An 18684-nucleotide genomic window follows, 5' to 3' on the forward strand; every position below is an offset into this window, starting at 1 on the left:
GTCACGCCTCCGGGATCTCGAACGTGCTGGTGCGCCGCATGCCGGCGGCGCGTCCCTTGCCGGAGATGACCAGGGCCATCTTGCGGCTGGCCTCGTCGATCATCTCGTCGCCGAGCATCGCGGAGCCCTTCTTGCCGCCCGCCTCGGACGTGTAGTAGTCGTACGCGTCCAGGATCAGCTCGGCGTGGTCGTAGTCCTCCTGCGACGGCGAGAAGATCTCGTTGGACGCCTCGACCTGGCCCGGGTGCAGCACCCACTTGCCGTCGAAGCCGAGCGCGGCGGCGCGCTGCGCGACCTCGCGGTAGCCGTCCACGTTGCGGATCTGGAGGTAGGGGCCGTCGATCGCCTGGAGGTCGTTGGCGCGGGCGGCCATCAGGATCTTCATCAGGATGTAGTGGTAGGCGTCCGCCGGGTAGCCGGGCGGCTGCTCGCCCACGACGAGGGACTTCATGTTGATGGACGCCATGAAGTCGGCCGGGCCGAAGATGATGGTCTCGACGCGCGGGGAGGCCTGCGCGATCTCGTTGACGTTGTTCAGGCCGCGGGCGTTCTCGATCTGCGCCTCGATGCCGATCCGGCCGACCTCGAAGCCCATCGTCTTCTCGATCTGGGTCAGCAGCAGGTCCAGCGCGACGATCTGCTGGGCGTCCTGGACCTTCGGCAGCATGATGCAGTCCAGGTTCGGGCCGGCCCCCTCGACGACCGTGACGACGTCGCGGTACGTCCATTCGGTCGTCCAGTCGTTGACGCGCACGACGCGGGTCTTGCCGGTCCAGTCGCCCTCGTTGAGGAACTTCACGATGGTGTGCCGTGCCTCGGGCTTGGCGAGCGGGGCGCACGCGTCCTCCAGGTCGAGGAAGACCTGGTCGGCGGGGAGGCCCTGGGCCTTCTCCAGGAAGCGCGGGTTCGAGCCCGGTACCGCCAGGCAGGAACGCCGGGGGCGAAGGCGGTTGACCGTGGTCATGCGGGGACCTCCAGGGGGTCGAGCTTGTTCGCGTTGCGGATCTCGTCGACGATGCGGCCGATGATCCCGGTGATGTCGAAGTCCTTCGGGGTGAAGACCGCGGCCACTCCGGCTGCCCGCAGCTGTTCGGCGTCACCGCTGGGGATGATGCCACCGGCGATCACCGGTATATCTGTGGCACCGGCCACACGGAGCCGTTCGAGCACGTCCGGCACCAGCTGGGCGTGCGAGCCGGAGAGGATGGACAGGCCCACCGCGTGCACGTCCTCCGCGAGGGCGGCGTCCACGATCTGCTCGGGGGTGAGCCGGATGCCCTGGTAGACCACCTCGAACCCGGCGTCGCGGGCCCGCACGGCGATCTGCTCGGCGCCGTTGGAGTGGCCGTCCAGTCCCGGCTTGCCGACCAGGAAGCGCAGCTTGCCGACGCCCAGGTCCTTGGCCGTGCGTTCCACCTTGCGGCGCACCTCCGACAGGGCCGAGCCCTCCTCGGCGGCGACCGCCACCGGGGCGGAGGAGACACCGGTCGGCGCCCGGAACTCGCCGAACACCTCGCGCAGCGCCCCGGCCCACTCGCCGGTCGTCACGCCGGCGCGGGCGCACTCCAGGGTGGCCTCCATGAGGTTGTCGGTGCCGCGCGCGGCCTCCTTCAGCTTCTCCAGCGCCTTGCAGGGGCGCGGATGGTTGAACGGGGGCTGGTAACGCGTGTCGCGCCAGTTCTGGAGCGAGGCGACGACACGGGCCTCCACCGCCGGGTCGACCGTCTGGATCGCGGTGTCCAGGTCGGCGGTCAGCGGGTTCGGCTCGGTGCCCTCGAAGGCGTTGACACCGATGATCTTCTCCTCGCCGGACTCGATCCGGGCCCGGCGCTCGGCGTGCGAGGAGACCAGCTGGGACTTGAGGTAGCCGGACTCGACGGCGGCCATCGCGCCGCCCATCTCCTCGATCCGCTCCATCTCCGCGAGCGAGTCCGCGACCAACTGCTCCACCTTCGCCTCGATCACCTTCGAGCCCTCGAAGATGTCGTCGTACTCCAGCAGGTCGCTCTCGTACGCCAGCACCTGCTGGATGCGCAGCGACCACTGCTGGTCCCAGGGGCGGGGCAGGCCCAGCGCCTCGTTCCAGGCCGGCAGCTGCACGGCACGCGCGCGGGCGTCCTTGGAGAGGGTGACGGCCAGCATCTCCAGCACGATCCGCTGGACGTTGTTCTCCGGCTGCGCCTCGGTCAGACCGAGGGAGTTGACCTGGACGCCGTAGCGGAAGCGGCGGTGCTTGGGGTTCTCGATGCCGTACCGCTCGCGGGTGACCCGGTCCCAGATGCGGCCGAAGGCGCGCATCTTGCACATCTCCTCGATGAACCGGACACCGGCGTTCACGAAGAAGGAGATGCGCCCGACCACGTCACCCATGCGCTCCTGCGGCACCTGGCCGCTGTCGCGCACCGCGTCGAGCACGGCGATCGCGGTGGACATCGCGTACGCGATCTCCTGCACCGGCGTGGCCCCGGCCTCCTGCAGGTGGTAGCTGCAGATGTTGATCGGGTTCCACTTCGGGATGTGGGAGACCGTGTACGCGATCATGTCCGTCGTCAGGCGGAGCGACGGTCCCGGCGGGAAGACATGGGTCCCCCGGGACAGGTACTCCTTGACGATGTCGTTCTGGGTCGTGCCCTGGAGCCTGGTGATGTCCGCGCCCTGCTCCTCGGCGACGACCTGGTAGAGCGCCAGCAGCCACATGGCGGTGGCGTTGATCGTCATCGAGGTGTTCATCTGCTCCAGGGGGATGTCCTGGAACAGCCGGCGCATGTCACCGAGGTGGGCCACCGGCACGCCGACCCGGCCGACCTCGCCACGGGCGAGGATGTGGTCGGAGTCGTACCCGGTCTGCGTCGGCAGGTCGAAGGCGACCGACAGACCGGTCTGGCCCTTGGCGAGGTTGCGTCGGTACAGCTCGTTGGACGCCTCCGCCGTGGAGTGACCGGCGTAGGTTCGCATGAGCCACGGCCGGTCCTTCTGACGCTCAGTCATCTATGACCTCGGTGTCCTCAGATGTTCCGGAAGCGGTTGATGGCGTCGATGTGCTTCGCGCGCTTCTCGTGGTCGCGCACGCCCAGGCCCTCCTCGGGCGCCATGCACAGCACGCCGACCTTGCCCTGGTGCGCGTTGCGGTGCACGTCGTGGGCGGCCTGGCCGGTGTCCTCCAGGGAGTACACCTTCGACAGGGTCGGGTGGATCTTTCCCTTCGCGATCAGCCGGTTGGCCTCCCAGGCCTCGCGGTAGTTGGCGAAGTGCGAGCCGATGATGCGCTTCAGCGACATCCACAGGTAGCGGTTGTCGTACTGGTGCATGTAGCCCGAGGTCGAGGCGCAGGTGGTGATGGTGCCGCCCTTGCGGGTGACGTAGACCGAGGCGCCGAAGGTCTCGCGGCCGGGGTGCTCGAAGACGATGTCGATGTCCTCGCCGCCGGTGAGTTCGCGGATGCGCTTGCCGAAGCGCTTCCACTCTTTCGGGTCCTGGGTGTTCTCGTCCTTCCAGAACCTGTAGCCCTCGGCGCTGCGGTCGATGATCGCCTCCGCGCCCATCGCCCGGCAGATGTCCGCCTTCTGCTCGCTGGAGACGACGCAGACCGGGTTGGCGCCGCCGGCCAGCGCGAACTGGGTGGCGTAGGAGCCGAGTCCGCCGCTCGCGCCCCAGATGAGGACGTTGTCGCCCTGCTTCATGCCGGCGCCGTTGCGGGAGACCAGCTGCCGGTAGGCGGTGGAGTTGACCAGGCCCGGGGCGGCGGCCTCCTCCCAGCTGAGGTGGTCCGGCTTGGGCATCAGCTGGTTGGACTTCACGAGGGCGATCTCGGCGAGACCGCCGAAGTTCGTCTCGAAGCCCCAGATGCGCTGCTCGGGGTCGAGCATCGTGTCGTTGTGGCCGTCGGACGACTCCAGCTCGACGGAGAGGCAGTGCGCGACGACCTCGTCGCCGGGCTTCCAGGAGTTGACGCCGGGGCCGGTGCGCAGCACGACGCCCGCGAGGTCGGAGCCGATGACGTGGTACGGCAGGTCGTGGCGCTTGGCCAGCTCGCTGGTGCGGCCGTAGCGCTCCAGGAAGCCGAACGTCGACAGCGGCTCGAAGATCGAGGTCCACACCGAGTTGTAGTTGACCGAGGAGGCCATGACGGCCACCAGGGCCTCGCCCGGGCCGAGTTCGGGCAGCGGCACGTCGTCGAGGTGGATCGACTTGCGGGGGTCCTTGTCGCGGGTCTCGAGGCCCGCGAACATCTCCGTCTCGTCCTTGTGCACGGTGATCGCGCGGTACGACTCGGGGAGCGGCAGGGCGGCGAAGTCCTCCGACGTGGAGTCGGGCGACTGGATCGCGGCCAGGATGTCCTTCATGGTCACGGTGTTGCCTCCGGCGATGAGCGCCCTGAGGGAGGGGCGCTGAGGGTTACGTCGGTGTGCTGCTGAGGGTGGGAAGGGGTGCCGTCGGTTCGGCGGTGGTGCTTCGGCAGCGCTGGGTGTGCGCGGGAGGTTGCCTGTGACGCAGGCGTCCGGACGTGCGGGCGAGGGGCCCGCCGGGACTCGCCCGGACCTCTTCAACGTATGGCACGCCGTGTCATCCGGCAAGGCACTGGGTGCCAGAACATTGGTTCAGGTGAAATCTTTACCCATCAGATGAGCGATGATCGATCGAATCGGCCCGGAAACGGGTGCGAAAAGCGCCCTGACATGGCAAAACGGCCACCCGGTGGGGTGGCCGTCGTCACAGCGGCGAGCGGGCTGGTCAGCACTTCTCGGCGGGGCTGGTCAGCACTCCTCGGCGGGGCTGTTCAACGCTCCTTGAGCGCCTGCTCGATGGTCCGCATCACCTCGTCCAGCGGGGCGTCCACGTGGGCGACCGTCACCAGGACCTCTCCGTGCGCGGACGCCGAGGCCGCGGGCGGCTTCGGCGGCGCGGTGCGCCGGCCCGCCATGATCCCGCTGCCGAAGGTCTTGCGGACGATCGCGAAGGCGTGGTCCAGCTGGGCCTCGACATCGCCCTGGCCGTCGGCCCGCAGCCAGCGCCGCAGCACGTGGTTGTGCGCGGTGACCACGGCGGACGCGGCGACCTCCGCCAGCAGCGGGTCGTCGTTGGCGTCGTCGTCGTGCGCGTGCTCGTCGAAGTGGCCGAGCAGATAACGGGTGAAGAGGCGCTCGTAGCGGGCCACCGACGCGATCTCCGCCTCGCGCAGGGTGGGCACCTCGCGCGTCAGCTTGTAGCGGGCGACCGAGATCTCCGGCCGCGCCGCGTACATCCTCATGACCTCCTTGATGCCACGGCACACCGTGTCGAGCGGATGCTCGTGCGCGGGGGCGGCGTTGAGCACCGCCTCGGCGCGGACCAGGGTGTCGTCGTGGTCGGGGAAGATCGCCTCTTCCTTGGAACGGAAGTGGCGGAAGAAGGTGCGGCGGGCGACCCCGGCGGCGGCCGCGATCTCGTCGACGGTGGTGGCCTCGTACCCCTTGGTCGCGAACAGCTCCATCGCGGCGGCCGCCAGTTCCCGGCGCATTTTGAGCCGCTGGGCGGCGGCACGGGAGCCTGCGGCGCTTTCCGGCGGCTCGGTCGTGGCTGGTGGACGTGCGGACTTGGCGGGCTGGGACATGCCCTGAACGTACTGCATGCGCGCAGCTCGGTGCGCGTGACCGGGGGTTCCCCCGCCCTCGGCGGGCGGGGGAGGGGCGACGGGGGCCGGTGGCGGGAACCGGTCGGGGCCGAGCAGTCCGCCCCACTCCGCGCCGCCCTCGAACCGGTCGCCGGGACGCCGCTCAGCGCTTGGCATATTCGCGGAAGCCACGGCCGGTCTTGCGGCCGAGGCAGCCCGCGGCCACCAGGTGCTCCAGCAGCGGCGCCGGCGCGAGACCCGGGTCACGGAACTCGCGGTGCAGCACCTTCTCGATGGCGAGCGAGACATCGAGGCCGACGACGTCGAGGAGTTCGAACGGCCCCATCGGGTAGCCGCCGCCCAGCTTCATCGCGGCGTCGATGTCGTCGAGCGAGGCGTAGTGCTCCTGCACCATCTTGATCGCGTTGTTGAGGTACGGGAACAGCAGCGCGTTCACGATGAAGCCGGCCCGGTCGCCGCAGTCCACGGCGTGCTTGCGGATCTTCCCGCAGACCTCGCGCACGGTGGCGTGGACGTCGTCGGCCGTCAGCACCGTACGCACCACCTCGACCAGCTTCATCGCCGGCGCGGGGTTGAAGAAGTGCATGCCGATCACGTCCTGCGGGCGCGAGGTGGCGCGGGCACAGGCCACGACCGGGAGCGAGGACGTGGTGGTGGCGAGGACCGCGCCCGGCTTGCAGACCTTGTCCAGCACCGCGAACAGCTGCCGCTTGACCTCCAGGTCCTCGGCGACCGCCTCCACCGCGAGATCGACGTCGGCGAAGTCGTCGTACGTGCCCGTCGGACGCACCCGCTCCAGGGTCCGGGCGGCGGCCTCGGCGGTCATCCGGCCCTTGTCGACGGAGCGCGCCAGGGACTTCCCGATCCGGGCCCTGGCGCCCTGCGCCTTCTCCTCGCTGCGGGCGGCCAGGACCACCTCGTAGCCGGCCTTGGCGAAGACCTCGGCGATCCCGGAGGCCATGGTGCCGGAGCCCGCGACACCCACCGAGCGCACCGGCCGGCCGACGGTGAGGGAACCGCCCGCCAGCGGGGTCAGGGCGTCCCGCACGACCGTCCCGCTGCCCGGCGCCTCGTACGTGTAGAAGCCGCGCCCCGCCTTGCGGCCCGTCAGACCCGCCTCGCTGAGCTGCTTGAGGACCGGGGCCGGGGCGTGCAGCCGGTCACCGGACTCGGCGTACATGGCCTCCAGGACCGTGCGCGCCGTGTCGACGCCGATCAGGTCGAGCAGCGCCAGCGGGCCCATGGGCAGACCGCAGCCCAGCCGCATCGCGGCGTCGATGTCCTCCCGGGAGGCGTAGCTCGCCTCGTACATCGCGGCGGCCTGGTTGAGGTAGCCGAACAGCAGCCCGTCGGCGACGAATCCGGGCCGGTCACCGACCGCCACGGGCTCCTTGCCCAGATCCAGCGCGAGGTTGGTGACCGCGGTGACGGCCGCGGGGGCGGTCAGCACGCAGGAGACGATCTCGACCAGCTTCATCGCCGGCGCCGGGTTGAAGAAGTGCATGCCCAGCACCCGCTCGGGGCGGGCCGAGTCGGCGGCGAGACGCGTGACGGACAGGGCGTTGGTACCGGTCGCCAGAACGGTGTCCGGCCGCACGATCCCGTCGAGTTCGCGGAGGATCTGCTGCTTGATCTCGTACGACTCCGGCGCCACCTCGATCACCAGGTCGGCGCCGGCCGCCGCCGCGAGGTCGGTGGAGGTGGTCACGCGGGCGAGGAGGTCCGCACGCCGCTCCTCGGTCAGCCTGCCGCGCTCCACGGCGCGGGCGGTCGAGGCCTCCAGGACGGCGACGCACCGGGCGGCCTGCGCCTCGCTGACGTCGATGCCGATGACGTCGCGGCCGGCGCCGGCCAGGACCTCGGCGATGCCGGTGCCCATCGTGCCGAGGCCGACCACGGCGACGGTCCGGAGCGGGGACAGGGGAGTGTCGGAGAAGGGAGTGGCCATCGCGGAACTCCAGGAATGAGGGTGACGACGGGAAACACGCCCGGGTGCGCCGAAGGGCGCACCGGGTGCGTGCGGGATGCGGGTGTGGACCGGGCTGCGAGCGCACACGCCCGGCACCGTCGGTGAACGACGGCCGATCCGACCGGCCCTGTCCCGGGGCCGAGCCGTACTGCGGTACACGGGGTACCGAACCGACTGCCACTCAGGGCGGCCGCGTCACCAGACCGCCATGAGGAGGGTCGCGAGTGGGTAACTCGCTCGTCTGAGCTTAACCCGCGGGTAACGAGCGCGCCAGCCCCCGGCTTTGTGATGCAGGTCCCGAGTACCCCGCCCGACCCCTAATCTCTGGGGCATGGACGAAGAGTTGCGATCGCTCACGGAGCGCTTACGGGCGGAGTCGGGCGGATCGACGGCGTACGACCGTCTCCTGGCCACGGACGACCCCGACACCCTGGCCGGTGTCCTCACCGAACCCGGACAACCGCTCTGGGCCCGCGAACTGGCCGCGTTCCGGCTGGGACTGGCGGGGGACCGCAGGGCCTTCGAGGCACTCGTCCTCCTCCTCAACCACCGCGACCCGCCCCGCTGCGCCTCCGCCGCCCACGCCCTCGCCCGCCTCGGCGACCCCCGCACCGCACGCGCCGCCGCCGCCCTCGCCACCAACGAACTCCGCGTCGCCTACGCCCTGCACCCGGTCCGCCTGCTCACCGAACTGCGCGCTCCCGAGGCGGTCCCGGCCCTGATCACCACGCTGCGGCGGCGTCTGCGCCCCCACGACCCGTACCGCCGGGTCGCGCTGGCCTGTGTGGAAGGGCTGGGCGAACTCGGCGACCCGCGCGCCGAGCCCGTGCTCAACGACGCCCTCGCCCATCCGGCGCTGGCCGAGGCGGCGGTCCACGCCCTGGCCCGGATCCCCCGGCCGCGGTGAGGCGGTGCCGTCAGCCGGTGAGCTCCCGCGCGTACCGCACCTCGGGCACCACCACCCCGTCCACCTCGAAGGGCTCCTCCGCCCCGTCCGCGCCGAACCCCGCGCGCTCGTAGAAACGACGGGCGCGGGCGTTGCCCTTGAGGACCCACAGACACATGCGCTCGTGACCGGCGGCGGCGCAGCGGCGGACCGCCTCGGTGAGCAGCGCCCGGCCCACACCCCGGCCGATGCGCTCGGGGGACAGGTACAGGGCGTACAACTCGGCGTCGTCGGTGCGCACGTCGCCGTCCCGGTACGGGCCGAAGGCCGCCCATCCGGCGAGTTCGCCGCCGTCGGTCTCGGCGACCAGGTTCACCACACTGCCGTCACCGTCGGCCAGACGGGCGCGGTGCCGCTCGGCGTCGGTCCCGATGTCGAGACCGTCGAGATACGACTGCGGGACGAGACCCCGGTACGCGTGCTGCCACCCGCGTATCCGGATCCCGGCGACGCCCTCGCAGTCGTCGGCGGTCATGGACCGCAGTACGAGCCCGCTCACGCTCCCACCACGGCGAAGGCCTCGATCTCCATCAGGAACTCCGGGCGGACCAGCCCGGCGACCTGCACGGCGGACGCGGCCGGCAGCCGGTCGTCCGGTATGTGCTCGGCGCGGGCCGCGCGGATGGCCGGCATGTGCGCCATGTCGGTCACGAAGAAGGTGAGCTTCACGACGTCGTCGAAGGTCGCCCCGGCGGCGGCCAGGCAGCGCCGCAGGTTCTCGAACACCTGGCGGGCCTGGGCCCCGGCGTCGCCCTCGCCCACGAGTTCGCCGTCCTCGTCCAGGGCGAGCTGGCCGGAGACGGCGACGAAGCGGCCCGTGCCCGTCACCACGTGGGTGTACTGGGCGGCGGGGGCCACACCGGCGGGGGCGGGGATGCGGGTCAAGTCGCTCATGCGTTCATGATGGACCACGGGTACGACAGCCCGGTCCCCGACGGCGGGTCAGATGCTCAGCCACGGAAGCCGAGCAGGCCGTGCAGGGTCGAACCGCGCGCAGGCGCCGGCGCCTCCTCCACCTCCCAGGTGTCCTTGAGCCACTGTCGCCAGTCACGCGGCCAGGCGGCGTCCCGGCACTGCACCGCGGTGTAGACGCTGTAGCCGTTGTCACCGGCGGCGTCGACGGCACCGAAGTCCTCGTACGCCTCGACCGGCGGCTCGGCGTCCCGCTCGTTCACATACGCCGAGAACGCCTCCGCGAGACGGGGCCAGTAGCCGTTGTAGTAACCGCCCGGGAGGTAGGCAGGCGAGGGTGCCATGACGGCGCAGGTGCACGAGCGCGACGAGCGCTCGCTGGTGTGCCGGTAACCTGCACCGTCTGTCACCTCCCGCAACGGCACGCCGACCCTGTTCGTCGCGGTCCTTGATCTCACGCTGCCCACGTCACGCCATCGGTCAAGTGCCCCGGAACAACCGGGGAGCGCTCTTGTTTCACGACCAGACCAGCCGCCCTTCGGCGACCCCGCCGACCGGATGGCTTCCATCGGCGATCTTCGTCAGCATCTCTGCCACGGAGTCGAAATAGTGAGCCAGTGATGCGTACTCGCCTGTGATCGTGTTCTCACCCACGAACCATCTGCCGATACGCCCGTCCCGCACGTCGATGAACTTTCCCGTCCAGCCGTCCTGGTCCGACAAGAACGGGATCCACTCATTGCGCCAGAACGGATTGTCCGGCTGATCCGGAGGGTCGAATCCACCGGGCATGGAGCGGTTCGCGTAGAGCTTCTCCATCGCCCGGATGCCCAGAAAGAAGCTGCCCTCGTCCGGGAACCCGGCGAAGCCGCAACATGCCACATCGTCGTCCACATCTTCCTCAGGAAGATCCAGATTGTTCCGCAGCAGCCACGACCGAAGATCCTGGGGGAGAGGGATACCCATCCGTAGCTCGGCGGCCGCGAGCATCTGTTCCGTAGCGGGGCCAGGCAGATCCGCGTGATCGGCCGGGGCGTGCTGCCGAAGAAGATTCAGCACGCGGGACCAGCTCTCCACCACACTCATTCCCCACCGCCCTCTTCGCACGGATGCCTCATACGGCTGCGCCACTGCGGGGGTTACCGTTCGAAGCGTCGATGCCGGGCGCCGTAGTCCCGTGGCGCGCGTAAGAACGCCACTTCGCGACGCGTCGGCAGATGGTACTCGGCGACCAGAACGTCCGAGGCGCTGCCCGACCGGGCGGTGGGCCGTTCGAAGCTGGTCCGAAGCTCACCGGCCTTGTACCAGTGGAACAGGTCGACGGCTGTGACTACATCGGCAGTTTCGTGTGGATCAGTCGGTCGTTGGTCCGGGTGCGCCGTTGACGGATGCGCAGTGGGCGCGGATCGAGCCGTTGCTCCCGGACCGGAACGCAGTGGGTCCGTCTGCCCGAGAAGTACGGCAACTGGCGGGGCGTCTACAACCGGCTGCGGATGTGGGCTGTGGACGGTACCTGGGAGCGGGTGTTCACCGCGCTGATGGCCCAGGCCGATCCCGCGGCGGACCGACCACGAAGACTCACCTCGCAGCCGACGGCAGCTGCCGGCCCCTCGCATTCGTTCTCACCGCCGGACAAGCCGGTGACGCACCGGCCTTCACCGAGGTCATGACCCGCCTGCGCGTTCCCCGTCGGCGAGGACGGCCCCGCACCAGGCCGGACTCCACATCGCGGGCATCTTCATCTGGTCCGCCCGGTGATCCAAACGACCCCTAGCGTCGGGTGAGGCGGGTGAGGGTGACACCGTTGGGGAAGGCGGTGCGCTCGGCGACGTCGAAGACGGTGGGGTCGAAGGCACCGTCGACCACCGGGATTCCGCCACCGGCAACGACCGGATAGGTCTTGATCAGCAGCTCGTCGATCTCGGGCAACAGGGTGCCCGCGAGCCGGCCGCCTCCGCAGAGCCAGATGTCCAGGCCGGTGCCCACCTCGCCCTTGAGGTCGCGGACGAGGGCGAGCGGGTCGCCCGGCACGACGGTGACGGCTGGGTCGGTGTCCGGCTTGAGGGTGCTGGACACCACGTACTGGCGCAGGTGCGCGTACGGGCTGGTGATGCCGTTGTCGAGGGCAGGGCGGTAGGTACCGAGGCCCATGACGGCGGTGTCGAAACGCCGGTTGGACGCGTCGGCGACGCCGACGGCCGCGCGGTAGGCGGTCGGGACGGTCTCCGGGTACAGCGCGTTCATCCAGGCCGAGTAGGCGGTGGCCTGCTGCTCGTCGCCCTGCGGAAAGAAGTCGAACTCGCCGCCGGGGCCGGCGATGCGGCCGTCGAGCGAGACGCCGATGTAGTACACGAGCTTTCGCATAGAGATCCCCCACACGTAGTACTCTGCTTGAAGTGGTTTAAACGTAGTACTACATTTGGAGTGGTGTCAATGGTGAGACGGAACGACCAGCGGCGCGCGGCCCTCGTTGACGCGGCGATCGAGGTGTTGGCCCGGGAAGGCGCACGCGGCCTGACTTTCCGGGCCGTTGACGCTGAGGCCGCCGTTCCCGTCGGCACGGCGTCCAACTACTTCGCCAGCCGCGACGACCTGTTCACCCAGGCCGGCGCCCGGGTGTACGAGCGGCTCCAGCCCGATGAGGCCACCATCGCCCGCCAGAGAACGGCCGGCCGCGACCGGGAGACCTACGTTGAGCTGATGCGCGAGCTCGTCGGCCGTATCGCCGCCTTCCGCACCGGTTACCTCGCACTGCTGGAACTTCGCCTTGAGGCCACCCGTCGCCCCGAACTGCGCAAGGTCCTCACTGAACGGGTCCGAGCCGACGTCGACGCCAACGTCGCCTATCACGAGGCTTCCCGCCTCCCTGGCGACGCCACGGCCGTCAAGCTGCTCATACTGACGCTGAACTGGCTGATCGTTGAGCAGCTCACCCTGCCGGACGTGTTCACGGAGGCAGAGCGTGAACAACTGGTGACGGCCGCGGTGGAACGCATCGTGGCGGCGGAGTAGATGACTCGTCCCTGGAAACAACGCCACCCGGCCGCAGTGGAAGTGGACCGTGGACTCGGCGCGTGCCGCCCTTGGCCTATCCGGTCCCGGCGATCTCTCACAGGCACTCGGTTTGAGCAGGCCAGGTGGAGGGCGAGGACGGACTGGACAAGGCTGGTGATGCGGGTGGTGGAGCTTCGGAGCTTGCGCGGGAGCCGCCAGGTTCGAAAGCGGCCATCGAGCAAGGCCGACGATGCCGCGTCGGTCGGGAGGCACGCCCGTGCTTACGGTGGTCAACGAGGACTGCACCACTCCGAGCGGCAGCTCGCTTCGCGTCCTCGAAGGCCATGTCGAGTTCGGAACTCATCTGCTCGTACGCACGCCCGGCGTTGCCGTCGATGACATCCGGCATGGTGGCGGTGACCGGCCGCTCGGGGTTTGCCGAGCGACGCGTCTCGGTGGACCCCTAGCCGGTCGTGGTGCTCGCCGAGACATCCGGCACGGACGACGCGCCGCAGGCGGTGGCTGAGGCCGGAAACGTGGCGGCGAGGGCGGGTCCCGGAAGCTTGGTGACGGTCATCTCACCCCAGCGTGAAGGCAGTTCAGAACGGTATTCACGGTGAGACAGGGCAAAGCACCGCTTTCTTGATCGACTCTGACCCGGTGGCCATGCCCGATCCCGGCTCGGCGGGCGGAACAGCTCGGGACGAGTGATCGCGGCGGGCCTGTTCTCTGCGAGTTCCACCCCGACCACCAGGGACGCAGCATCGACAGGGGGCACCCGCAGCCTCCTGCGGCACGCCGCCAGCAGGGCCCGGACCTCATTCCGGACGTCCTTCCGCCAACCAGAGAGCCTGGGCCCTCTACCGGCGACTGGGCCTGCACGAGGTCGCCCGGCACGGCGAGAACAACGTATGGATCGGGAGAAGCGTCCTGGTACGACCTCGGGCCGGGATCGTGCCGATCGCGGGTGCGCGGCCGGAACGAGCCTCCGACGTCCACTGCTGCGTGGGGGCCGGACCCGCGCGGCACCCGCCGTCCCCTATCCGAGCGTGAGCATCGCCTCGGTGACCTCGCCGACCGCCGCATCGGGGATCGCGGTGGCGGCCTCCTCGAGGACGAGCAGCCGTGCCCCGGGGATCTCGCGCGCGATCGCCTCGCCGTTGCCGACGGGGAAGAACCGGTCGCGGCGGCCGTGGACGACGAGCGTGGGGACCTCGATCCCGGGCAGGCGCTCGCGCCAGCGGGGTCCGCAGTCGAGCCGGGAGAACACCATGCCCAGCTGGTTGGCCATCTGGACCGGGGGCGCGGTGCCGGGCGTGCGGTCCCAGACGCGCGCGGCGATCGCGCGCGCGGCGACGGGATCGTCGCCGCGGATCTCCGCGCCGGCGGCGGCGAACTCCGCGACCGCCTCGCGGTCGGTCCAATCGGGCATCGGACGCGCGAACAGCCGGCTCATCGTCGCCCGGTCGTGGTCGGGGAGGTCGTCGTCGGGCGGGCCAGGGGCGACCGCGCGGGTGCCGACCAGGGTGAGCGCCGAGAACGCGCCCGGATGGTCGAGCACGGCCACCTGGGCGACCATCCCGCCGACGCCGATTCCCGCGAGGTGCGCGGGCCCGCCGCCGAGCGCGTCGGCGAGGGCCGCCGCGTCGGCGGCGAGGTCGCGCAGGGTGTAGGCGGGCGCCTCCGGATCCGCCGTCGTCGACTCCCCGCTGTCACGCAGGTCGTAGCGCACCGCACGACGCCCGCCGGCGGCGAGGCGCTCACACAGCGCGTCGGGCCAGGAGAGCATCGTCGTCCCGCCCGCGAGCAGGACGAGCGGCGCGTCGTCGTCACCGAACGACTCGACGCCCAAGGCGATCCCCTTGGTGTCGACCGTGGTCATCGGATCACCTCAGGACGTCGTAGGACAGGTGCGTCGCGGTCGATGTCGGGATCACGCCCCGCTGCACCAGCGTGCGCGGCGCTCCGCCGGTGAACAGTGGTGTCCCGGCGCCCAGCACGACGGGCGCGAGGTGCAGCGCCAGCACGTCGACCAGCCCGGCCTCCAGCGCCGAGCCGATCGTGGCGCCGCCGCCCATGAGGACGACGTCGAGGTCCTTGCCGCTGTCCGACGACGCCGCCTCGGCCCGCTCGCGTGCGACGGTGACGGCGTCGGGCAGACCGGTGGTGACGAACGTCCAGTCCAGGTCGGTCGTCCGCACCGACTCCGGCGGCGAGCTCGTCACGACGACGAACGCGGGCCTGCCGACCTCGCCGGCGCCGTAGCCGGACGTGTCGTCCCAGCCTTCCGGCCCGTCGACGACGTCGAAGAGCCGGCGGCCGAGGACGACGGCGCCCGAGCGGGCGGTCCCCTCGCGCAGGACCCGGCGGTCGTCGGGGTCGTCGGAGAACGCCCACGTGTGCAGGGCCTCGCCACCGGTGCCCAGACCGTTGTCCGGGCCGGGGTCGGGTCCGGTGACGAAGCCGTCGAGGGAGACCGAGATGTCGGCGATGGTTCGAGTCATACCAGGGCAGACCCGATCCGCCGCCCGAACTCATCGCTCACGCGCGAAGCGTGCCGCGGACCCCGCTGCGAGGGCTCACCGGTCCTTCAGGCGCTCGGTCGTGCGCTTGCGCAGGAGCAGCCACTGCTTGGCGGGAGCACCGTCCGCCGAGCCCGCGCCACCGCCCTGGAGCAGCGCGCAGTACGCGGCCGCTCCCGCCCGGGGTACGGCGGGCTGCCGTCCGTGATCATCCCGGTCTATGATCGACGCGGTCATGTTCTTCCAGACCCTGTCGGCCTGCGGTGCGCTGACCATGAGAAACCACTTCCCGTGAATGGGCCGTCGAGGAAGGCGCGTGCCGCGGGATCCGGGCGCGCCGGATGTGCGGGCCGTGACCGTCTCCGCGCCGGGCAGGGCGGTGCCGGCCCGGCTGTGTCCGGAGCCCGGTGAGAGCTTCTCCCAGCGCATGACGCCTCCGCGATGTCGCTGCGGCACAGAATAGAACAAGTGTTCCCTTGATCGTGCGAGTGACATCTTCGGTCACCCTCCCGATCACATCCGAACCCCCCGATTTGGGCGGCCGGGCACAGGGGTGGTTGGCTTGCCCCGACCCCGAGAACCCATGCCCTGGAGGTAAGCGATGGCGCAGGTCGAGGCCACTACGGAGCGGATCGTCGCGGCGGACGCGGAAACGGTGTTCGACGCCCTCGCCGACTACAGCGGCACCCGCGGGAAAGTGCTGCCCGAGCAGTACAGCGAGTACGAGGTCCGCGAGGGCGGTGACGGCGAGGGCACCCTCGTGCACTGGAAGCTCCAGGCCACCAGCAAGCGCGTGCGCGACTGCCTCCTGGAGGTCACCGAGCCCACCGACGGCGAACTGGTCGAGAAGGACCGCAACTCCTCCATGGTCACCACCTGGCGGGTCACCCCGGCCGGTGAGGGCCGGTCCCGGGTCGTCGTGACCACCGTGTGGAACGGCGCGGGCGGCATCGGCGGCTTCTTCGAGAAGACCTTCGCGCCCAAGGGGCTCGCCCGTATCTACGACGCCCTGCTGGCCAGGCTGGCCGCGGAGGTCGAGAAGTGAGGGGCGGCAATCCCTCGTAAACGGTGCGGAGTTGACTTCTCACCGGTTCGAGTGATCTCGTTGCGCCCCTTCTCTGTCCCGTAACTTGCCGTGCTTGCTCGTAGTTGTCGCTTTTACGCGGGAATTGTCCGGCGGTGCGACGAGGGGAGCGGCACGTGGGCGGGATCACTCTGACGCAGGACGAGCCGGTCACGGCACCGCCGGCCGGGGGCCCGCCGCCCCCGGCACCGGTCGTGGAGCAGGGTCTGAGCCCGCGCCGGGTCCGGCTGGTCTTCCTCGCCCTGATGTCGGCGCTGCTGCTCGCCGCCCTGGAGCAGATGATCGTCGCCACCGCGCTCCCGAAGATCGTCGGCGAGCTGCACGGCCTGGACAGGATGTCCTGGGCGATAACCGCCTACCTGCTCACCGCCACCGTCGGACTGCCGGTCTACGGAAAACTCGGCGACCTGCTCGGCCGCAAGGGCGTCTTCCAGTTCGCGATCCTCGTGTTCGTCGTCGGCTCCGCGCTGGCGGGCCGCGCGTCCACCATGGACCAGCTGATCGCCTACCGGGCGGTGCAGGGCATCGGCGCGGGCGGCCTGCTGATCGGCGTGCAGGCGATCATCGCGGACATCGTGCCCGCGAGGCGGCGCGGCCGCTTCATGGGGCTGATCGGCGCCGCCTTCGGCCTCGCGTCCGTCGCCGGGCCGCTGCTCGGCGGATACTTCACCGACCACCTCTCCTGGCGCTGGTGCTTCTACGTCAACGTCCCCTTCGGCATCGTCACCATGGCCGTCGTCGCCCTGGCGCTCAAGCTCCCCAAGCCGGCCGTCCGGGCCCGCTTCGACGTCCTCGGCACCCTTCTGCTGGCCGCCGCCTCCACCTGTCTGGTATTGCTGACCAGTTGGGGCGGCACCGAGTACGCCTGGGACTCCCGCGTCGTCCTCGGCCTCGGCGCGGGCGCCGCCGCGGCCGGCGTCCTCTTCCTCGTCGTCGAGCGTTTCGCCGCCGAACCCCTCATCCCACTGCGGCTGTTCCGGGACTCCGTCTTCAACGTCACCGGCCTGGTGGGGCTGGTGACCGGTGTCGCCCTGTTCGGCGCCGCCAGCTACCTGCCGACGTATCTGCAGATGGTCGACGGGGTCTCCGCCACCGAGTCCGGACTGCTGATGCTGCCCATGACGGGCGGCATCGTCGGCGCCTCGGTCATCTCCGGGCAGCTCATCAGCCGCACCGGCCGCTACCGGTGGCACCCCATCGTCGGCACCGCGCTCTCCGTCGTCGGCATGTGGCTGCTGTCCCGCCTGGAGACCGGCACTCCCCGGCTGCACTACGGCATCTGGACGGCCGTCCTCGGCGCCGGTATCGGCATGGTGATGCCGGTGCTGATCCTCGCCGTGCAGAACTCCGTGCGCCCCGCCGACCTGGGCACCGCCACCAGCGCCAACAACTACTTCCGGCAGATCGGCGGCAGCGTCGGCGCCGCCGTCTTCGGCACCCTCTTCGCCGGCCGGCTCACCGACGCGCTCGAAGACCGCCTGCCCGCCGGCGCGGGCACCCCGCCCGACGCCGGGTCGATCACCCCCGAGCTGGTGCACGCGCTGCCGCCCGAGCTGCGCGACGCCTACGTGCAGGCCTACGCCGACGCCATGCCGCGCATCTTCCTCTATCTGGTGCCCGTGCTCGTCCTCGGCCTGCTCATCGCCTTCTTCCTCAAGGAGAAACCACTGGTGTCCCACCACGCCCCCATCGCCGACCCGGCCCAGGACGCACCGCACCTCCACGCGCGCCTGCCGCACGCCCGCCCCCACGCTCCGGGCGGGGGGACCCCCACCCCGCTCCGCCCGGCGCACACCGGCGGCGTCCCCGTCTGCGGGACCGTGCAGCACTCCGACGGAACCGCCGTACCGCGCGCCGCGCTCACCCTCATCGACGTCACCGGACAGCAGACCGGCCGCGGCGCCAGCGGCGAGGACGGGCGGTACGCGCTGGCCACGCCCGGCCCGGGAGCGTACGTCCTGATCGCCGCCGCCGGCGGTCACCAGCCGCAGGCGGTCTCCGTGACCGTCGGCGAGCGGCCCGTCGAACTCGACGTCGTCCTCGGCGGCGCGGGCCGTCTCGCCGGCAGTGTCGTCACCGCCGACGGCACACCGGTGCGGGACGCCGCCGTCACGCTCACCAACGTCCACGGGGAGGTCGTCGCGAGCACCCGCAGCGGCCGGGAGGGCGGCTACGTCATCAGCGAGCTGGTGGCCGGCGAGTACACGCTCGCCGCGAGCGCGCCCGCCTTCCGCCCGGCCGCCCTCCCCGTCACCGTCCAGGCCGCCCGCGAGACCCGCCAGGACGTCGAACTGGCGGGCGGCGCCGTGCTGCGCGGCACGGTGCGGGCCGGCGGTGGACGGCCCGTCGAGGAGGCGCGCGTGACCCTGCTGGACGCGGCGGGCAACGTCGTCGACACCCTCACCACCGGACCCGACGGCACCTTCCGGTTCGTGGACCTGTCGTCGGGCGAGTACACCGTCATCGCCGCCGGTTACCCACCGGTCGCCACCGTGCTCCAGGTGGCCGGCGGCGGCCGGACGGAACGCGACCTCCAGCTGGGCCACGAGGACTGAAACGGTCGGTCACGCGCGGGAACGCACGCCGGTGCGAGCCGAGGCGGGCAATTCCCGCGATGACACACATCGCGGCCGACCGTGGCCGTAC

Annotated in this window: 17 protein-coding genes and 4 pseudogenes; 5 read left to right on the forward strand and 16 right to left on the reverse strand. The window is 70.8% G+C overall.

Annotated elements, in window-relative coordinates:
* Nucleotide 1: 1 nt before the first annotated feature.
* The 5 genes from KUM38_RS35560 to KUM38_RS35580 form a co-directional block, all read right to left on the reverse strand.
* On the reverse strand, nt 2–964 hold the full coding sequence (locus KUM38_RS35560) for a CoA ester lyase (RefSeq protein ID WP_217135833.1): 963 nt from the start codon (nt 962–964) through the stop codon (nt 2–4).
* A complete protein-coding gene (locus KUM38_RS35565; RefSeq protein ID WP_217135835.1) occupies nt 961–2988 on the reverse strand; it encodes a protein meaA in 2028 nt (675 codons plus the stop codon). The genes KUM38_RS35560 and KUM38_RS35565 overlap by 4 nt, the downstream gene beginning before the upstream one ends.
* A 17-nt stretch (nt 2989–3005) precedes the next feature.
* On the reverse strand, nt 3006–4343 hold the full coding sequence (gene ccrA / locus KUM38_RS35570; protein WP_217135994.1) for a crotonyl-CoA carboxylase/reductase: 1338 nt from the start codon (nt 4341–4343) through the stop codon (nt 3006–3008).
* A gap of 434 nt (nt 4344–4777) precedes the next feature.
* Nucleotides 4778–5590: a TetR family transcriptional regulator gene (locus KUM38_RS35575; protein WP_254398244.1), complete on the reverse strand. Its 813-nt coding sequence runs from the start codon at nt 5588–5590 to the stop codon at nt 4778–4780.
* Nucleotides 5591–5753: 163 nt separating this feature from the next.
* Nucleotides 5754–7559: a 3-hydroxyacyl-CoA dehydrogenase family protein gene (locus tag KUM38_RS35580; RefSeq protein WP_217135837.1), complete on the reverse strand. Its 1806-nt coding sequence runs from the start codon at nt 7557–7559 to the stop codon at nt 5754–5756.
* A 352-nt stretch (nt 7560–7911) separates the two neighbouring features.
* Between KUM38_RS35580 and KUM38_RS35585 the strand changes: the two genes are divergently transcribed.
* Nucleotides 7912–8487 (forward strand): adenylosuccinate lyase, encoded by a 576-nt coding sequence (locus KUM38_RS35585; protein ID WP_217135839.1) that lies wholly within the window; start codon nt 7912–7914, stop codon nt 8485–8487.
* Between the two features lie 10 nt (nt 8488–8497).
* On the opposite strand, the gene KUM38_RS35590 is transcribed toward KUM38_RS35585, so the two are convergent.
* The 6 genes and pseudogenes from KUM38_RS35590 to KUM38_RS43875 form a co-directional block, all read right to left on the reverse strand.
* On the reverse strand, nt 8498–9001 hold the full coding sequence (locus KUM38_RS35590) for a GNAT family N-acetyltransferase (RefSeq protein WP_217135998.1): 504 nt from the start codon (nt 8999–9001) through the stop codon (nt 8498–8500).
* A gap of 20 nt (nt 9002–9021) precedes the next feature.
* Nucleotides 9022–9420, reverse strand: coding sequence for a RidA family protein (locus KUM38_RS35595; RefSeq protein ID WP_217135840.1), 399 nt, complete (start codon nt 9418–9420; stop codon nt 9022–9024).
* 107 nt (nt 9421–9527) lie between these two features.
* A pseudogene (locus KUM38_RS35600) lies at nt 9528–9764 on the reverse strand (alpha/beta hydrolase); the annotation flags it as partial.
* A pseudogene (locus KUM38_RS35605) lies at nt 9754–9849 on the reverse strand (IS5/IS1182 family transposase); the annotation flags it as partial. The pseudogenes KUM38_RS35605 and KUM38_RS35600, both read right to left, overlap by 11 nt.
* 105 nt (nt 9850–9954) lie before the next feature.
* Nucleotides 9955–10524 carry an SMI1/KNR4 family protein gene (locus tag KUM38_RS35610; RefSeq protein ID WP_217135841.1) on the reverse strand — a complete coding sequence of 190 codons (570 nt, stop codon included), beginning with the start codon at nt 10522–10524 and terminating at the stop codon, nt 9955–9957.
* Between the two features lie 53 nt (nt 10525–10577).
* Nucleotides 10578–10874, reverse strand: coding sequence for a DUF6461 domain-containing protein (locus tag KUM38_RS43875; RefSeq protein ID WP_374227125.1), 297 nt, complete (start codon nt 10872–10874; stop codon nt 10578–10580).
* Here KUM38_RS43875 and KUM38_RS35615 point away from each other — a divergent pair.
* Nucleotides 10860–11167: pseudogene (locus tag KUM38_RS35615) on the forward strand (transposase); the annotation flags it as partial. The gene KUM38_RS43875 and the pseudogene KUM38_RS35615 sit on opposite strands and share 15 nt — an antisense overlap.
* Before the next feature lie 41 nt (nt 11168–11208).
* Here the strand turns inward: KUM38_RS35615 and KUM38_RS35620 are convergent.
* On the reverse strand, nt 11209–11802 hold the full coding sequence (locus KUM38_RS35620; RefSeq protein WP_217135843.1) for a dihydrofolate reductase family protein: 594 nt from the start codon (nt 11800–11802) through the stop codon (nt 11209–11211).
* Between the two features lie 69 nt (nt 11803–11871).
* Here KUM38_RS35620 and KUM38_RS35625 point away from each other — a divergent pair, with 69 nt between their 5' ends.
* Nucleotides 11872–12450, forward strand: coding sequence for a TetR/AcrR family transcriptional regulator (locus KUM38_RS35625; RefSeq protein WP_217135844.1), 579 nt, complete (start codon nt 11872–11874; stop codon nt 12448–12450).
* 110 nt (nt 12451–12560) lie between these two features.
* Here KUM38_RS35625 and KUM38_RS35630 read toward each other — a convergent pair.
* The 4 genes and pseudogenes from KUM38_RS35630 to KUM38_RS35645 all read right to left on the reverse strand — a co-directional run.
* Nucleotides 12561–12656 (reverse strand): annotated as a pseudogene (locus tag KUM38_RS35630) (IS5/IS1182 family transposase); the annotation flags it as partial.
* 815 nt (nt 12657–13471) lie between these two features.
* Complete coding sequence (locus tag KUM38_RS35635; protein ID WP_217135845.1) at nt 13472–14314, reverse strand: alpha/beta fold hydrolase; 843 nt, start codon at nt 14312–14314, stop codon at nt 13472–13474.
* Between the two features lie 4 nt (nt 14315–14318).
* Entirely contained in the window at nt 14319–14936 is a 618-nt protein-coding gene (locus KUM38_RS35640) for a dihydrofolate reductase family protein (RefSeq protein WP_217135846.1), read from the reverse strand.
* Nucleotides 14937–15011: 75 nt separating this feature from the next.
* Nucleotides 15012–15230: a hypothetical protein gene (locus tag KUM38_RS35645; protein ID WP_217135848.1), complete on the reverse strand. Its 219-nt coding sequence runs from the start codon at nt 15228–15230 to the stop codon at nt 15012–15014.
* Between the two features lie 325 nt (nt 15231–15555).
* Between KUM38_RS35645 and KUM38_RS35650 the strand changes: the two genes are divergently transcribed.
* Both KUM38_RS35650 and KUM38_RS35655 read left to right on the forward strand, forming a co-directional pair.
* Nucleotides 15556–15999, forward strand: coding sequence for an SRPBCC family protein (locus KUM38_RS35650; protein ID WP_073931241.1), 444 nt, complete (start codon nt 15556–15558; stop codon nt 15997–15999).
* Nucleotides 16000–16154: 155 nt separating this feature from the next.
* Nucleotides 16155–18593, forward strand: a complete 2439-nt coding sequence (locus KUM38_RS35655; RefSeq protein ID WP_217135850.1) for an MFS transporter — start codon at nt 16155–16157, stop codon at nt 18591–18593.
* The last annotated feature ends 91 nt before the right edge of the window (nt 18594–18684 follow it).

Source organism: Streptomyces sp. AC558_RSS880 (assembly GCF_019049255.1).
Lineage (GTDB): Bacteria > Actinomycetota > Actinomycetes > Streptomycetales > Streptomycetaceae > Streptomyces.

Excerpts from the sequence above, each read along its gene's own strand:
- KUM38_RS35560 (WP_217135833.1), bottom strand. The coding sequence starts at position 964 with ATGACCACGGTCAACCGCCTTCGCCCCCGGCGTTCCTGCCTGGCGGTA.
- KUM38_RS35565 (WP_217135835.1), bottom strand. The coding sequence starts at position 2,988 with ATGACTGAGCGTCAGAAGGACCGGCCGTGGCTCATGCGAACCTACGCC.
- ccrA (WP_217135994.1), bottom strand. The coding sequence starts at position 4,343 with ATGAAGGACATCCTGGCCGCGATCCAGTCGCCCGACTCCACGTCGGAG.
- KUM38_RS35575 (WP_254398244.1), bottom strand. The coding sequence starts at position 5,590 with ATGTCCCAGCCCGCCAAGTCCGCACGTCCACCAGCCACGACCGAGCCG.
- KUM38_RS35580 (WP_217135837.1), bottom strand. The coding sequence starts at position 7,559 with ATGGCCACTCCCTTCTCCGACACTCCCCTGTCCCCGCTCCGGACCGTC.
- KUM38_RS35585 (WP_217135839.1), top strand. The coding sequence starts at position 7,912 with ATGGACGAAGAGTTGCGATCGCTCACGGAGCGCTTACGGGCGGAGTCG.
- KUM38_RS35590 (WP_217135998.1), bottom strand. The coding sequence starts at position 9,001 with ATGACCGCCGACGACTGCGAGGGCGTCGCCGGGATCCGGATACGCGGG.
- KUM38_RS35595 (WP_217135840.1), bottom strand. The coding sequence starts at position 9,420 with ATGAGCGACTTGACCCGCATCCCCGCCCCCGCCGGTGTGGCCCCCGCC.
- KUM38_RS35610 (WP_217135841.1), bottom strand. The coding sequence starts at position 10,524 with ATGAGTGTGGTGGAGAGCTGGTCCCGCGTGCTGAATCTTCTTCGGCAG.
- KUM38_RS35620 (WP_217135843.1), bottom strand. The coding sequence starts at position 11,802 with ATGCGAAAGCTCGTGTACTACATCGGCGTCTCGCTCGACGGCCGCATC.
- KUM38_RS35625 (WP_217135844.1), top strand. The coding sequence starts at position 11,872 with ATGGTGAGACGGAACGACCAGCGGCGCGCGGCCCTCGTTGACGCGGCG.
- KUM38_RS35635 (WP_217135845.1), bottom strand. The coding sequence starts at position 14,314 with ATGACCACGGTCGACACCAAGGGGATCGCCTTGGGCGTCGAGTCGTTC.
- KUM38_RS35640 (WP_217135846.1), bottom strand. The coding sequence starts at position 14,936 with ATGACTCGAACCATCGCCGACATCTCGGTCTCCCTCGACGGCTTCGTC.
- KUM38_RS35645 (WP_217135848.1), bottom strand. The coding sequence starts at position 15,230 with ATGGTCAGCGCACCGCAGGCCGACAGGGTCTGGAAGAACATGACCGCG.
- KUM38_RS35650 (WP_073931241.1), top strand. The coding sequence starts at position 15,556 with ATGGCGCAGGTCGAGGCCACTACGGAGCGGATCGTCGCGGCGGACGCG.